The organism is Luteolibacter ambystomatis, assembly GCF_018137965.1.
Classification (GTDB): Bacteria; Verrucomicrobiota; Verrucomicrobiia; order Verrucomicrobiales; family Akkermansiaceae; genus Luteolibacter; species Luteolibacter ambystomatis.
Genome location: NZ_CP073100.1, coordinates 1,908,794 through 1,923,174, shown reverse-complemented (window position 1 = coordinate 1,923,174; position 14,381 = coordinate 1,908,794). Strand labels below are relative to the sequence as shown.

10 protein-coding genes are annotated in these 14,381 nt (G+C 62.7%); 4 read left to right on the top strand and 6 right to left on the bottom strand.

Features of this window, described 5'->3' with window-relative positions; genetic code table 11:
• Window positions 1-2,244 carry a PSD1 and planctomycete cytochrome C domain-containing protein gene (locus KBB96_RS07350; protein ID WP_211633969.1) on the bottom strand — a complete coding sequence of 748 codons (2,244 nt, stop codon included), beginning with the start codon at window positions 2,242-2,244 and terminating at the stop codon, window positions 1-3.
• Between the two features lie 72 nt (window positions 2,245-2,316).
• Here KBB96_RS07350 and KBB96_RS07345 point away from each other — a divergent pair, with 72 nt between their 5' ends.
• Window positions 2,317-3,090 (top strand): AraC family transcriptional regulator, encoded by a 774-nt coding sequence (locus KBB96_RS07345; RefSeq protein ID WP_211633968.1) that lies wholly within the window; start codon window positions 2,317-2,319, stop codon window positions 3,088-3,090.
• Window positions 3,091-3,112: 22 nt separating this feature from the next.
• Here the strand turns inward: KBB96_RS07345 and KBB96_RS07340 are convergent, their stop codons facing one another.
• The 3 genes from KBB96_RS07340 to KBB96_RS07330 all read right to left on the bottom strand — a co-directional run bounded on the left by KBB96_RS07340 (window position 3,113) and on the right by KBB96_RS07330 (window position 9,360).
• Window positions 3,113-4,576, bottom strand: a complete 1,464-nt coding sequence (locus KBB96_RS07340; RefSeq protein WP_211633966.1) for a DUF1501 domain-containing protein — start codon at window positions 4,574-4,576, stop codon at window positions 3,113-3,115.
• Window positions 4,573-7,848 (bottom strand): DUF1553 domain-containing protein, encoded by a 3,276-nt coding sequence (locus KBB96_RS07335; protein ID WP_211633964.1) that lies wholly within the window; start codon window positions 7,846-7,848, stop codon window positions 4,573-4,575. Before KBB96_RS07335 ends, KBB96_RS07340 begins: the two co-directional genes overlap by 4 nt.
• Before the next feature lie 267 nt (window positions 7,849-8,115).
• Window positions 8,116-9,360 (bottom strand): hypothetical protein, encoded by a 1,245-nt coding sequence (locus KBB96_RS07330; protein ID WP_211633962.1) that lies wholly within the window; start codon window positions 9,358-9,360, stop codon window positions 8,116-8,118.
• A 316-nt stretch (window positions 9,361-9,676) separates the two neighbouring features.
• Between KBB96_RS07330 and KBB96_RS07325 the strand changes: the two genes are divergently transcribed.
• The gene (locus tag KBB96_RS07325; protein WP_211633959.1) at window positions 9,677-10,552 is read left to right on the top strand and encodes a helix-turn-helix domain-containing protein; all 876 of its coding nucleotides are present in this window, start codon (window positions 9,677-9,679) and stop codon (window positions 10,550-10,552) included.
• A gap of 5 nt (window positions 10,553-10,557) precedes the next feature.
• Here the strand turns inward: KBB96_RS07325 and KBB96_RS07320 are convergent, their stop codons facing one another.
• Window positions 10,558-11,379, bottom strand: a complete 822-nt coding sequence (locus KBB96_RS07320) for an aminotransferase class IV (protein WP_211633958.1) — start codon at window positions 11,377-11,379, stop codon at window positions 10,558-10,560.
• A gap of 88 nt (window positions 11,380-11,467) precedes the next feature.
• On the opposite strand from KBB96_RS07320, the gene KBB96_RS07315 reads away from it, so the two are divergent.
• Both KBB96_RS07315 and KBB96_RS07310 read left to right on the top strand, forming a co-directional pair.
• Window positions 11,468-11,869, top strand: coding sequence for a hypothetical protein (locus KBB96_RS07315; RefSeq protein WP_211633957.1), 402 nt, complete (start codon window positions 11,468-11,470; stop codon window positions 11,867-11,869).
• An 82-nt stretch (window positions 11,870-11,951) separates the two neighbouring features.
• Window positions 11,952-12,551, top strand: a complete 600-nt coding sequence (locus KBB96_RS07310) for a hypothetical protein (protein WP_211633956.1) — start codon at window positions 11,952-11,954, stop codon at window positions 12,549-12,551.
• Between the two features lie 162 nt (window positions 12,552-12,713).
• Here KBB96_RS07310 and KBB96_RS07305 read toward each other — a convergent pair whose 3' ends face one another.
• A complete protein-coding gene (locus KBB96_RS07305; RefSeq protein ID WP_211633955.1) occupies window positions 12,714-14,285 on the bottom strand; it encodes a glycoside hydrolase family 75 protein in 1,572 nt (523 codons plus the stop codon).
• Between the last annotated feature and the right edge of the window lie 96 nt (window positions 14,286-14,381).

Genomic DNA, 14,381 nt, shown 5'->3' with positions numbered 1-14,381 from the left:
TCAGTCGCGGACGAGGGTTTGATCGAGATTGAGAACGGTGCTGGCGATGAGCATCCAGGCCGCGAGTTCCGATGGGTTGAGGCTGGCATCGACGGCCGTGGTACCCTGCTGCAACAAGGCGGCGGCATCGGCAGGGGTGGCACGGTAGCGTGCTTGGAGTGCATCCAAGCCATCCGCCAGCGTGCGTATATCGGCATCGGAAGGAGACCTTGCGGTGACGGTGCGAAAGAGCAGAACGAGCCGCCCGCGGGTCGGGATGGAGGTCTTGAGCATCCGCTCCGCGAGTTGCTTCGCGCATTCGAGAATCTGTTCGTCGTTGAGCGTGGCCAAGGCCTGCAGCGGCGTATTGGTCGGCATTCTACGGACCGAGCAGGAGGTGCGGTCGGGGGCATCAAAGAGGATCATGAAGGGAGGCGGAGAGGTCCGTTTCCAGAAGGTGTAGAGGCTGCGACGATGGAGGGCGCCGCCCAGGCTCTGTTTGTAGGCCTTGGTGTTGCTGCCTTCATTCGAGCGTTCTTCCCACAAGCCCGATGGCTGATAGGGAAAGACCGGAGCGCCACCCATATCCTCCGATAAGAGACCCGAGGCCGAGAGCGCCTGATCCCGCAGTTCTTCCGCAGTGAGCCGGCGCCGTGGAAAACTTGCGAGCAGCCTGCCATCGGGATCCTTGGCGGTCACTTCAGGACGGATGACGGATGAACGGCGGTAGGCGGCACTGGTCACGATCAACCTCACCATGTGCCGCACATCCCAGGGCCTCGCGGAGGCACTGCCATCCCGGAACTCCACTGCCAGCCAATCCAGCAACTCCGGATGCACGGGATATTCGCCCTGCATGCCGAAGTCATCCGCCGACTTCACAATGCCGGTGGTGAAGAACTGTTGCCACAAGCGGTTGACAGTCACCCGTGCGAGCAGGGGATTGCGCTGCGACACCAGCCAGCGTGCCAGTCCCAGCCGGTTTGCGGGAGCATCGGGGAGAGATTCACCGAGCACCGGAGGCGGGCGCCTGACCACCGGGTGGCTCTTGTCCGGCTGGTCATACTGCCCGCGCGTCAGCACGAACGTCGGAGTGGGCGTGGCCGCCTCCTGCATGACCATCACCTTCACCTTCGGTCCCTGCGGAACGAGAGGAGAGGCGATTTCGATCAGCGGAGGATACGCCGCGGACTTGTCGTTTTCGACGTGTTTCTCGGTGATGGAATTGAAGTAGGATTGAAGGCTGTAGAAGTCCTCCTGCTTGATGGGATCGAACTTGTGATCGTGGCAGCGGCAGCAGTTGAGCGTGAGACCCAGGAAAGCCGTGCCAACGGTCTGGGCGCGGTCCGCCGCATATTCATTCAGATACTCGGCGGCAATCGTGCCGCCCTCCGCGGTGATCAGATGGTTCCGGTTGAAACTGGTCGCGAGGATCTGTTCCGGAGTGGCCTCCGGCAGCATGTCGCCCGCGAGTTGCTCGATCACGAAGCGATCGTAAGACATGTTCGCGTTGAAAGCCTGGATGACCCAGTCCCGCCATGGCCAGCCGGTGCGAAGCAAATCGTGGAGATACCCATTGGTGTCGCCATAGCGCGCGAGATCCAGCCACTGGGTGGCCATCCGCTCGCCATAGTGGGGCGATTCCAGCAATCGTGCGACCACGCGGTCATAGGCATCCGGGTCCTGATCGGCGATGAAGTCATCCAGCTCTTTGATCGTCGGTGGCAATCCTGTTAGGTCCAGCGTGACCCGGCGCAGCAACGTCTCCTTGTCCGCTTCGGCGGAGGGCTTCAAGCCGGTGCGGAGCAGGCGTTCACCGAGGAACGCGTCGATCGGATTCACGGAAGGTTGCGGTACCGCAGGCCGTACGGGAGCCTCGAAGGCCCAGTGCTTTTCATAGCGGGCACCGGCTTCGATCCATTTGCGGATGAGTTCCTTCTCGTCCGGAGAAAGTGTCTTGTGGGATTCCGGAGGAGGCATGACCTCATCCGGGTCGGTTGCCAGGATGCGCTGCCAGACTTCACTGCCGCTGGTGGAGCCGGGTTTGATGCCGGGCAATTTGCTGTCCGTGGTGGCGCAGGCACCTTCGGGTGTATCGAGCCTGAAATCCGCTTTGCGGTGCTTCGGGTCGAACCCGTGGCACGAATAGCATTTCTCCGAGAGGATCGGACGAATGTCCCGGTTGAACAAGGGCGTGTCCGCCGCAAGGACCTGCATCCCAGCCTGCAAACCGATCGCCATCATGCTCATCCAGACAAACTTCATCGGTAAGGACCGTGCCCTGCTTTGGGTGTGAAAGTCTTGGACGCAATCTGCAAATATTTGTAAAAACGCTGCATGAAAACGGTGAATCCGAAACAAGATTTCCTTCGCGAGCTCGCGCCGGGGGAACTCCAATCCCTCTACGATCTGATGCCGGACATCTCGTTTTTCATGAAGGACACCAAGGGGCGCTTCGTCGCTTTGAACAGGATGGGTTGCGAGTTCTGCGGTGTCGCATCCGAGCGCGATGCCTTCGGATGCACCGACCGGGATTTCTTCCCCCGGAGCAATGCCGACGAGTACATGGCCGATGATCGTGCGGTGATGGAATCCGGAATGCCCATTCTGAACCGGATCGAGCCCGCGCCTGAAAACAAGGGCTCACCCCGGCTGGTGGTCACCAACAAGATCCCGGTGAGAGACCGCAGCGGACGCATCATCGGCGTCGCTGGTTTCTCCCGCCGGGTCGAGCACCTGCGCTGTGCGGACACGGTCATCAAGAAGCTGGCCGCCGCCGTGGATTTGCTCCACTGCCACCATGCTGAACCGCTCACGATTTCCGATCTTGCGAAACGAGCCGGCCTCTCGGGCAGCCAGTTCGAGAGGCTGTTCCGCAAGGCATTCGCCACCAGCCCGCGTCAATACCTTCTGTGTATCCGCGTCGAAAGCGCCTGCCGTCTGCTGGTGGAAACCGGTGAAACCGTGGCCTCAATCGCCCAGCAATGCGGATTCTATGATCACGCCCATTTCACGAAGGCTTTCGTGAAGGAGAAAGGTGTCACTCCCTCCCGCTTTCGCAAGGAACATCAGGCCTCTCCCGGTCATGCGGGAAAGGGACGGAAATCCTGATGCTCCTCCTCGCGATGCGGGCTTACACGAGCAATTCCTTCACCACCTTCGCCGGTTCGGTGCCGGTGAGCTTTTGGTCGAGTCCCTGGAACTTGTAGGTCAGGCGCTCGTGATTGAGGCCGAGGGTATGAAGGATGGTGGCGTGCAGGTCGCGGACATGCACGGGATCCTTCACGATGTTGTAGGACATCTCATCCGTCTCGCCATAGACCTGTCCGCTCTTGATGCCGCCGCCCGCCATCCAGAGGCTGAAGCAACGCGGGTGGTGGTCGCGGCCGTAGGTGGTTTCGGTGAGCGTGCCCTGGCAGTAGATCGTGCGGCCGAACTCGCCGCCGAAGACGACCAGAGTATCCTCCAGCATGCCGCGCTGCTTGAGGTCCTGGATCAGGCCGTAGCAGCCCTGGTCCACGTCCTTGCACTGCGAGGCGAGATCGCGCGGCAGGTCGCCGTGCTGGTCCCAGCCGCGGTGGAAGATCTGCACGAAGCGCACGCCGCGCTCCATGAGGCGGCGCGCCATCAGCGCGGAGTTGGCGAAGGTGCCGCGGACCTTGCTTTCCGGGCCATAGAGCGCGTGAACCTTCTCGGACTCTCCGGACATGTCCGCGAGCTCAGGCACGGACGCCTGCATGCGGAAGGCCATCTCATACTGCTGGATGCGGGTCTGGGTCTCCGGGTCGCCGACGGCTTCGTACGATTTCCGGTTGAGATCATTGAGGCCGTCGAGCATGTCGCGGCGGACCTCGCGCGAGACGCCTGGCGTGTCCTTCAGGAAGAGCACCGGATCACCGAGCGAACGCAGCGCCACGCCGGCATATTTTCCGGGCAGGTAGCCGGAGCCCCACAGGCGCGAGGAGATGGCCTGGACATTCGAGTAGGGCGAGGAATGGGTGGCGTGGAGGACGACGAAGGAGGGCAGGTCCTGGTTCATCGAGCCAAGGCCATAGGACATCCACGAACCCATCGATGGCTTGCCCGATTGCATCGAGCCGGTGCAGATGAGCTGGTTGGCGGGTTCGTGGTTGATGGCATCGGTATGCATCGATTTGATGATGCAAAGGTCATCCACCATCTTCGCGGTCCACGGCAGCAACTCGCTGACCCATGCGCCGGACTGGCCGTGCTGGGCGAACTTGAAGATCGAGGGCGCGAGCGGGAACGCCTTCTGGCCGGAGGTCATGCCGGTGAGGCGCTGGCCTTGCGACTTCAGCCACTCGTTGAGGTCTTCCTTGAAGCGCTTCTGAAGGGCGGGCTTGTAGTCGAAGGTATCGAGCTGCGAAGGCGCGCCGATGAGCGAGATGTAGATCACCCGCTTCGCTTTCGGCGCGATCTGCGGCAGCCCGGCGAGGAATCCGGCGGAGTCCGCGACCACGCCGGAAGCGGTGCGGCCCATCAGGGCGGCCAGCGCCGCGACGCCGAGACCACTGCCGGAGCTGCGGAAGAACTGGCGGCGGGTCAGCGCGTTGTTGTAGGTTTCGATCGGATTCATCGGGTGACGGTTTCGTCGAGGTTCATGAGCTGGCTGGAGACGACGGTCCAGGCGGCGAGTTCCGGAGCGGGGAGTTGCGCGGGTGCGGCGGTGGCACCGGTGGCGAGCAGTTGCTTCGCCTCGTCCGGCTTGGAGGTGTAGTTGGCGAACAAGCGGTCGAAGGTCGTCTTCACCACCTTGCGTTCTTCGGCCTTCAGCGGGCGGTCGATCAGACGGCTGGTGATGAAATCAAGACGGGCATCGAAGGTGGAGCCCTTCTCCAGCGCGTGGGCGGCGAGCATCTTGGCGGCCTCCACGAACTGCGGATCATTGAGCATCACCAGAGCTTGAAGGGGCGTGTTGGTGCGCTCGCGGCGGACGCAGAAGACCTCGCGGCTCGGGGCATTGAAGAGTTCCATGCTGGGAGGTGCGGCGCTGCGCTTCCAGAAGGTGTAGAGCGAGCGGCGGTAGAGGGCTTCACCGGAATCCTGCTTGTAGTTCTTGGTATTGGATTCCTTCATCGCCACCGCTTCCCAGATGCCCTCCGGCTGGTAGGGCTTCACGGAGGGGCCGCCGACCTTGTCCACCAGCAGGTCGGAGGAGGCGAGGGCCATGTCACGGAGTTGCTCGGCATCGAGGCGCACGCGCGGGCCGCGCGAGAGCAGGCGGTTGAGCGGGTCCTTCTCCAGCTTCTCCGGAGTCACGTTTCCGGACTGGCGGTAGGTGGCGGAGGTGACGAAGAGCTTCACCATGTGGCGGTAGTCCCACTTCGACGTGATGAACTCGGTGGCGAGCCAGTCGAGAAGCTGCGGGTGACTCGGGCGCGCGCCCATGATGCCGAAGTCCTCGGTGGTTTCGACGATGCCAGTACCAAAGAAGTAGTACCAAGCGCGGTTCATCGTCACACGGGCGGGCAGGGGATTGGCGGGATCAACGAGCCATTGGGCCAGGCCGAGGCGGTTGCGCGGAGCATTGGCGGGCAGCGGCGGCAGCGCGGCGGGAACATCGGGTGCCACCTTCTCGCCCTTGTCGGAATAGACGCCACGGGCGAGGACATGCGCGAAGGGCGCGGAGTCCTTCTTCTCATCCATGACCAGACTGACCGAGCCGCGTGCGCGCAAGGTGGTCTGCTCTGTTTTGAGCGCGTCGAGCGATGTCCGCAGTTCACGCGAGCGGACATCGACGTTGCTGATGAAGTGGCGGAAGAGCTGGTCGTTCTGGACCTTGGTGCGCTGGCCGGCCGGGATGGCGGCAAGGCTGCGCAGCATGCTGTTGTCCGCGATGTCCTTGATCTCCTCCGGTGCGAGCAGGCGGCGGTAGAAACGGAAGTCCTGGAGGGCGACCGGGCCGTTGAGCTTCGAGTCGTTGTTGGCACGCGAGCCGAGACGGAACGGAACCGGGGTTTCGATGGTGCCGCCGACGGAGCTTGGAGACAGGGAGCCGTTCTGCTTTTTCCCGTCCACATAGATCGCGCAGGTCTGGTGGCCCGGGCGGGTGCCATCGTAGGTCATCATCACGTGGTGCCACACGCCGGGGGAAAGCGGATCATTCGCCGTGAGCTTGTTCGCCGCCTTGTCCCAGGTATCGATGACGTGGGTGGCGGGCTTTCCGCTCTGGAGGTAGATGTCCCAGCCGCGGAACGATTGGGCGGGATTCATCCGGGCCACGACCGCGCCGGTGGGTGTGCCCTCGATGCGGACGAAGCCGCCGTAAGTCACACGGTCCCCGCGCGAGAAGGAAGCGAGATCGCCGATCTCGATGGGCTTGTCGCTGACGACCGGAGCCTTGCCGAGCGGACCATCGATGCGGTTTGGCTGGTCCGGCCACTCGCGGGCCTGGCCATCCACGATGCCCTTGATACCTCCCTCGTTTTCATTGAGGGGAAGGTGGAGCACCAGGGTGGAATCGATGGCTTTCGATTCGGTGATGACGGGATTCGAAACCCACTTCTGGAAATCCGGCTGGGCGGTCTTTTCCCGCTCCGCGATCTGCTTGTTGGTGTCCGTGATGGCGGTCGCCAGTTCACCCCAGCGGGCGCGGTCGCTCATGAGCGGCACGAACACGTTCGGCGGGTGCTCGGCGTTGTTGCCGTCCAGCGCGGACATGGTGCTGTTCCGGAAGAACGCCGTCATGGAGTAGAACTCCTTGGTCGAAACCGGGTCGAACTTGTGATCGTGGCACGCGGCACAACCGGTGGTGAGACCAAGCCACACCGCCGAGGTCGTCTCAGTACGATCCTTGGCGTAGATCGCGTTGTACTCCTCTCCGATCGCTCCACCCTCGCCGGTGGTGGCGAGACAACGGTTGAAACCAGTGGCCACTTGCTGGTCGAGGGTCGGGGTGGGTAACAGGTCTCCGGCGATCTGCTCGATGGTGAACTGGTCCCATGGCATGTTTGCCTGGAAGGCGCCGATCACCCAGTCACGGTAGGGCCAGATGGCGCGGTAGTTGTCGATGTGGATGCCATGGGTGTCCGCGTAGCGCGCGGCATCAAGCCATTGGCGGGTGAAGTGCTCCGCGCTGGATGGAGTGGCCAGCAGTTTGTCCGCCGCTTCCTCCACGGCCTTCTTCGGATCTTCCGCCGAACGTTTCACGAAGGCATCCGTGTCCGCGGTGGATGGAGGTAGGCCGGTGAGATCGAAAGCGAGGCGGCGGTAGAAGCGGCGCGGATCTTCCGGCGAATTCGGCTTGAGACCGTTTTCTTCCAGTTTCTGCGCGATGAAGCGGTCGATGGGATTGGTGGCGAAGCCTTCCCCGGCGGCGGGCGGTTCGGGATGCTTGATCGCGGCGAACGCCCAGTGGGGCTCGTACTTCGCTCCCTGGCGGATCCATTCCTCAAGCAGCGCGATGTCCTGCGGCTTGAGTTCCTTGTGGCCTTCCGGTGGCGGCATGACCTCCTTCGGGTCATGGGACTTGATGAGCTTCACCAGCAGCGAGGCCGCGGGATCGCCCTTGATGATGACCGGTTGTCCGTTCTCGCGCTTGGCGAAGGCATCGGCCTCGCGATCCAGGCGCAGCGGTGCGTCCTTCGGCTTGCGCGTGCCGGAGTCGGGACCATGGCAATGGTAGCAATACTCCGAGAGGATCGGCTGGATGTGTTCGTTGAAAGTGATCTCCTTCGGCAGTGAGACCGGCACGACGTGCGGAGCCGCCGGAGCTGAGACCGGCACGACGTGCGGAGCCGCCGGAGCTTCTCCACCGGTGCTCTTGTCTCCGGTTTTCACCGAAGCCTTTCCGCCTTCCTTGCAACTGGTGAGGAGTGTTCCGAGTACGGCAAGAGAGATCGCGGGCACGGCGGAACATCGCCGCAAGCGGCGGAGGGACGGGAAGATGGACATGGGCTGCAATGACATCCGGAATGTGGGTGGTTGTGGAAGTGTCCGGTTCGGCGAAATACGGAGCGTTTTGCCCGGGCTTTCAGCAATGGGCGCAGTGGTCTCGTTCGCAGGAAATTTTCCGCAGATTCGCGGAAACCGCCCTTCCTGCGGTCGCGTGGAATGAGATCTCCGGGCATGGACAATATTGTCCACGCGGACGGCGTTGGATGAATGGATGGAGGTTCAGATGCCCCCGAGAAGTTGGCCTCCTTTGACTTCGAACTTGGGTCCTTTCAGGGCATTGGAGGGCCACTGGTCCTTGAAGAATTTCTGTTCTTCCTCGTTGAAGTCCGTGGTCCGGAAGATGGGGAGATTCGGCATTCCGTTCGCTTCCTTGGTCAATTCCTGATCCTTGCTCTGCACCAGCACTCCGGCGGCGAAGATACCGCCTTCATCTCCGATGAGGATGTCCACGGTCATCGCCTGTCCGGCGCGGATCTGGAACCATTCGCCGGCGAAGACGGCGGCGCCCGGTTTGCCCTTGAGGTTCGCGCTGCCGAGGCTTTCGCGCTTTTCGCCGGTATAGCCGTGGTCCGAAGCATCGAGACGGACGTTGCCATTCACGCCGACGACGAGGCAGTTGTCCCCCCAGCCGACGAAGCGGATCATGCCACTGGTGTTTGGGACGACAGTCGCGGTGTAGTGGGCGACCCAGAGGCCGGGAGCAGTTTCGGGAGACTTGAAAGCTTTTCCGGCTTCGGTATCCGGCACGCCTGGGAAGAACGCGGCGCGGGTGCTGAGATTCACCGGCGAGGTGTAGTGGGGGATGTTCCGCGGTTCGCGCCAAGTGCTGCCTTTGGCGAAATCCTTGATGATCTTCGCGGCCATGGCGGCATCAAGCGCCTGCACCCCGGTGGGCTTGCCATCCTTGTTGCGCTTGAAGTCATAGAAAGTGCCGGTCAGCCCCAGCGAGTTCGGGTCCGGCAGCATGCCGAAGGGATTGAAGCCGGGACCGTTTCCACCAAGGCCCGGGCCCTTGCCGCTGCCGAAGCCCTTGCCGGTGCCATCGCCGCGTCCGCCACCGGAGCCGCTGCCACCCAGTCCGCCGGACAAGCCGCCATTGCTGAGCGCGCCCACGGAAGACATCGCGGAGGCCGCATCCGGTTCAGGCAAGGTGAAGTTGCTGGTCGCACCTTTCGCCGCCATGCGCGGGGCGTTCGGCATCGAAACCGTGGCGCGCTGCTTCTTGTTGCTGATCTCCTTCACCCCCGGCGAGCCTCCACCGCCGCCTTTTGGCATGAAGTCCACGTCGGCTTTCTTTTCCGGAATGATCTGGAAGATCCAGAAGACGCCGATGGCAAGCAGGATGGCATGGACCATCAGCGAGATCGAAAGGGAGCCGCCGCCGAGTTTTTTCCAAACGGAAGGCTTGCTCTCAACGGCGTGAACCGCGGGCGGGAGCGCTGGATCGGGGTGGCTCGGTGTCATGGAAAGTTGGGTTCTTGTCAAAAATGCTCATTCGATTCCACGATAACATGCTTAAATTAAAAGAATGGAATAAATCGTGAACGTCAAATATGGGTATTTATCGGTTCTGGGTTGAGGTGGTATCTCCAACTGGAACGAATGAGGCGGGTTTGGTATACTGTGTGAAAATGTGGATTTATCTGCAAATGGTTTCTATCCTTGAATTGCGACGAAAAACCGTGCTTCAGAGGCCTGGAAAGTGAAAATTTTGATGTAAAAGGGATGAGCCTTACGAGGTATGATCCTTCTAATGCGTCTCCCCCAGCCCTTTCATCATGTGTTACCCGTCCATGAGGAGCTTTTCAGCGGGGGCTTGTATGTGACCCATGTGGGTTGGGAGCGGGTGCTCCCCGGAGAGACGTATCCGAAGCAGGATCACCATCCTCTGTTCTACCACTATTCGTGGGAGGAAGGCCGCGTGCTGCCGGAGTTTTGCATGGCGGTGGTGATGGCGGGGAAGGGGGAGTCCCAGACCAAATCCCGGCACAAGGTGCTGGGGGAAGGCAGCGTCTTTCTGATCGCTCCGGGTGAATGGCACCGCCACCGGCCTTGTGCGGAGACGGGTTGGGACCTGATGTGGATCCACTTCAATGGTGGAAGGCCCGGTGAATGGCTGGCGAAGGGGGCCTTTGGCGCGAATCACAACTATCCTGCGATCGAGCATGCGGATCTGTTTTTGGAGGAGTTCAAGAGACTGGTGACGAAGGCACACGCGGACCCGACGCGGAACTCGCTGCAGCTTTCATGGCAGGCGGTGGGGTTGCTGTCCCACTTCGTGGTCGATGAGGAGGCGGGCGGGCATGCGGCTCGGAAGAGCACGACCGGAGACGCGGTGGTGGATGCGGCGATCGAGCATATTTGGAACTTCAGCCACGGGATGCTGGATGTGCCGGGCGTGGTGGAGGCGGTGGGCACGGGACGCCGCAGCCTGGAGCGCCGGTTTCGTGCGGTGACCGGGCATGGCGTGCTGGAGGAGATCCAGCATTGCCGCTTCACGCGTGCGGCGTGGCTGCTGGTGGAGACGGATCTGCCGGTGAAGACGATCGTGGGTCGTGCCGGATTCAACAGCCACGAACAGATGCGGCTGGTTTTCCACAAGCGCACCGGGGGCTCACCGGAGGTTTACCGGGAATCCGGAGGGGAGAGAAAGTAAGGTGCTCAGGCGTGCTCCCAAGCCGCCCGACAGCGGGGGGTGAGCACGGGAGGGGCATATTCGCGGCCATCCAAACGGGAGACCACCACCGGACCGCGTGTGGCGGAGGTGAGAAAGACCTCGTCAGCCTCCAACAGATCGTTCCGTGTCACGCGCTCCTCGGCGATGGAGAGCCCCAGGGCGGCGGCCGTTTCCAGCAGCCAGCCGCGGGTGATTCCCGGGAGGCAACCACTCGACAGTGGAGGAGTGGTGATCCGGCCGCCTTTCACCACGAAAAGATTCGCGGTTGTGGCCTCGCAGACGTCACCGCGGGTGTTGAGGAAATAGGCTTCGTCATAGCCCTGTCGGCGGGCATCGGCGAGGGCGAGGAGGTTTTCCGCATAGGAGGCGCACTTCAGGCCAGTGAGGGCGGAACGCTCGTTGCGCGGCCATTTCGAGAAGGTGACGGAAACCGCCGCGGGCACCGGTGCATTCGGCGCGGCGGTGAGAATGACCGCCGCGTCGGGCCCCCGCTGGAGGGCATCCAGTCTTCCTTCACCGGCGGTCTGGAAGAGGCGCACGCGGGCGCGGCCGGTGGTGAGCTGGTTTTCCGCAAGGATCGTGTGGATGGCCTCCGCGATTTCCGGCTCCTGAGGGGCTTCCCAGCCGAGCCGGGCACAGCCTTCCGCGTGGCGGGCGAGATGGCGTTCCAGAAAAACGGGGCGGCCCTCGATCGCGAGGATGGTTTCGAACAGGCCGAGCCCCCCGGTCAGGCCGCGGTCGAACGGGGATATCCGGAGTTCCTCCGCGGACATCATCCGCCCGTTGCACCACACCTGCCGGCTCATGGCGCAAGCACGCCCTGTGGCGGGCGGCGTGTCAATCGTGCGGCGCTTCGGGATTGACCGGGCGAGCGCGGGGGAAATGCTCTGCGGCATGCGCTTTCTTCTCTTCCTGTGCGGCATCTCCGTCCTCGCCCTGGCCGGTGCGGCCTTCAAGGCTCTCAATCAGAATGACGCCATGGGCTTCATGAATGGAGCGCTCGCATTGGGCGGCGGGCTGATCATCTGCGGGTTTTTCGCCACGCGCTGGTTCTGGCACGGCTTGTTTGGTGGTGGGATCCTCGCGCTGCTGGCATTCGGCCGCGGGTTGTTCAACCTCCCGGGGCTGATCAAGTATTTCCAAGGCGAGCAGGAGCATGGCCCGCTGCCGATCCTGGAGGTCGCAGTCACCGTGATCTGCCTGTTCCTGCTGGTGGGGGTGATTAAAACGCTCCACGCGGAGCGTCTGCGGCGCATGCTGGAGGAGGGCGAGGAGACGGAAGAGGGGAAGGACTGACAAGAGTCTTGCCCGGGGGCGGCGGGTCCGTTTGGCTGGGGGCGGCGTGAACCCCCACGCTTTTTTCTGCTGTCCCCTGTTTATGAACACCCCCCCTGACTTGATTGTTGGGTTCTGGCTTTGGTTTCAGGAACGCCAAGCCGAACATCACACCCTGAGCAACGCGGATTCCCCCCTGCTGGCAGCAGCCACTGCCAAGCTGAAGGAACTCGATCCGCATCTGAGCCTGGAGGCCGATGCCGAAGCATCGCGCCCCGCGCTCATCGTCACCACCGGTGCCACCGCTGCGAGCATTCCCCATGCGGAGGCCGTGGCCGCCGCCGCTCCGGCAATACCGGGCTGGCAGGTGATCGCGCTGAAACCGGCATTCGGTTTCGCCTTCACGCTGAACCACCACGGCACGCGCTACGAACCGCAGGCGATGTGGTTCATGACGCCAGACGAACAACCGGTGCCCGGAAAACTGGCGATCCGCGTGGGCATCCCGAACTACACCTCCACCTCGCCCACGTATGTCCGCCAGGCGGTGCGGCTGGTGCTGGAGAAGGCGATTGGAGAGCGATCGCTGGCGGAGGACATCGTATCGTTCGAGGTGCTCCAGTTGCCACGCGCGCCGGAGCCTGCGGGTTACATCGAGCTCTTCGAGCTGCCGGATGTGATCGAGGAGCGTCGGGAGGGGTGAGAGTTGGCCCCCTCTTCATTGTAGCTGAAAGCTCTGCTAGAATGTAGGGGGAAGCTCCGCTTTCCCTCTGCGTGGGGGCGTGTCGTCTGGTCTTCAAGCCTCTTCTCATCCGGTCCGGCCGCACCCGGTTCGAAAGCGGAGCTTTCGACCACATTGCTCCGCTCAATTTCCGCCGGGCTTCGGGGCATTGATCTCCGGTGGCACGGACTGCGGAGTCGTGGGTGTGGGAAGCTGCGGGACCGGCTGACCCGCCGGGGTGGATTGGCCGGGGGCGGGCTGTGGTGGCACGGGCGGCGCGGGTGGTTCCAACAGGTTCTTCCACTCGAGGATCTTGTAGCCTTCCCCGATGCCGCCGAACTCGCCCACCAGCGTTTCGCATTTGGTACGCCATGCACCGTAGTCCGGCGGCGCGTTCGGATCGCGGGTACCGGGGAAGACGAGATAGGTCACCTTGAGATCGGACACCGGGCGGTTGTAGGGCGTGGCGCGGCTGCTGAGTTCCTTCGCGATCCGCAGTGAGGCCTCGCCCACCTTGAAGTTCGGTCCGCCATCACCCACGATCGCGGGCAGCACCTTTTCGCCATGGATCACCAGCGCGTAGTCGCCGATGTTCGGGGCGAAGGGATCACTGGAATTGCCGAGGATGTTGATGGGGATGACGATGAAGGGATCGTATTCCGCGATGAGGAAGGAGCGCCCCTTCATGTCCGTGATGCCGCGCTTGAGCATGGCGATGCGGCTGCGCAGCCAGGTCTTGCGCTCCGCGGTGGTCCCCCTGTCCGCGAGTTCCTTTTCACCCGCGGCGACGCGCCTTTCCCAACCGGCGACGATCGGGTTCGGCGTCTGTGTTTTCTTCGACCAACCGTAGCTGGTGAAGGGCTGGTAGTTCGGTGAATTGACGATCTCGTCCGGCATCTTCGGCAGGCGGTCCCCATCGGAGCCGTCCGAGACCACGTCCATGTCCGCCTGCATGAGCATCGCGCGGCGGCCGCTGGCGGACTTCAGGTTGAGGATGGTTTCACAGTCGAAGAGGTTGTGCTTGGTGAGCAGTTCGTTGAGGGCCGTGGCATCCTTTTTGATGCGCGTGGTCTTGTTGTCGTAGAGGGTATAGTACCATTTCGACACTTCGCCCTTGGTGAGAATTTCTCCGAGTCCGGGCAGGATCGCGCCGAGCTTGGGATTGGAAGTTTGGAGCTCGGCCAACGTCTTGGCCGGCGCGGGCAGGCGGACGTTCAGTGTGTAAAAAGCGGCGTAGCTGTCCGGGGTCACGCGTTCCTTCGAGGCGAGCGTGCCGTGGTCGAGCTTCACCTCCACCTTGAAGGGGATGCCGGAAGTGAGCTTGCGGACATCGGTTTCCGGACCGGAAGGTTCGTCCGGTGTGGCAGGAGTTTGCGTGGGATTGTCCTGGCGCGGCGGAGTCTTGCGGGCGCTTTCGAGTTCGCGGCGCAGGTCGTCGATTTCCTTCTGGGCCTCGGCATCCTTTTCGGCGCGGATGCGGTCGCCCTCGCGGCGAAGCAAGTCCTCGATCTCCTGCTGGGACTTGCCGGTGGCGCTGACCTTCGGTGCGAAAACTTCGCGCAGACCGCGCTTGATCTTGCCGGGCACGGGCGTGAACAGGAATCCGGCGGCGACCAATCCAAGCACGACCAGCATCAGCGCCCAACGCGGCGCGGTTTTGCCGGCCTGACGGCGCTTCACTCCGGAAATGTGTTTGGGATCCTGCCGTTCGGACATGCTGGCGACAATCTAGCAGCCTCAACGTCGCCAGCAACCTCCGTCGATCAAGAGAATGCGGGTTTGTTGGAAGCGGGGATCAAGGGTGGGCCCAAC

Coding starts and splice junctions, on each gene's coding strand:
- KBB96_RS07340 (WP_211633966.1), bottom strand. CDS start 4,576: ATGAATCCGATCGAAACCTACAACAACGCGCTGACCCGCCGCCAGTTC.
- KBB96_RS07305 (WP_211633955.1), bottom strand. CDS start 14,285: ATGTCCGAACGGCAGGATCCCAAACACATTTCCGGAGTGAAGCGCCGT.
- KBB96_RS07345 (WP_211633968.1), top strand. CDS start 2,317: ATGAAAACGGTGAATCCGAAACAAGATTTCCTTCGCGAGCTCGCGCCG.
- KBB96_RS07350 (WP_211633969.1), bottom strand. CDS start 2,244: ATGAAGTTTGTCTGGATGAGCATGATGGCGATCGGTTTGCAGGCTGGG.
- KBB96_RS07320 (WP_211633958.1), bottom strand. CDS start 11,379: ATGAGCCGGCAGGTGTGGTGCAACGGGCGGATGATGTCCGCGGAGGAA.
- KBB96_RS07330 (WP_211633962.1), bottom strand. CDS start 9,360: ATGACACCGAGCCACCCCGATCCAGCGCTCCCGCCCGCGGTTCACGCC.
- KBB96_RS07315 (WP_211633957.1), top strand. CDS start 11,468: ATGCGCTTTCTTCTCTTCCTGTGCGGCATCTCCGTCCTCGCCCTGGCC.
- KBB96_RS07310 (WP_211633956.1), top strand. CDS start 11,952: ATGAACACCCCCCCTGACTTGATTGTTGGGTTCTGGCTTTGGTTTCAG.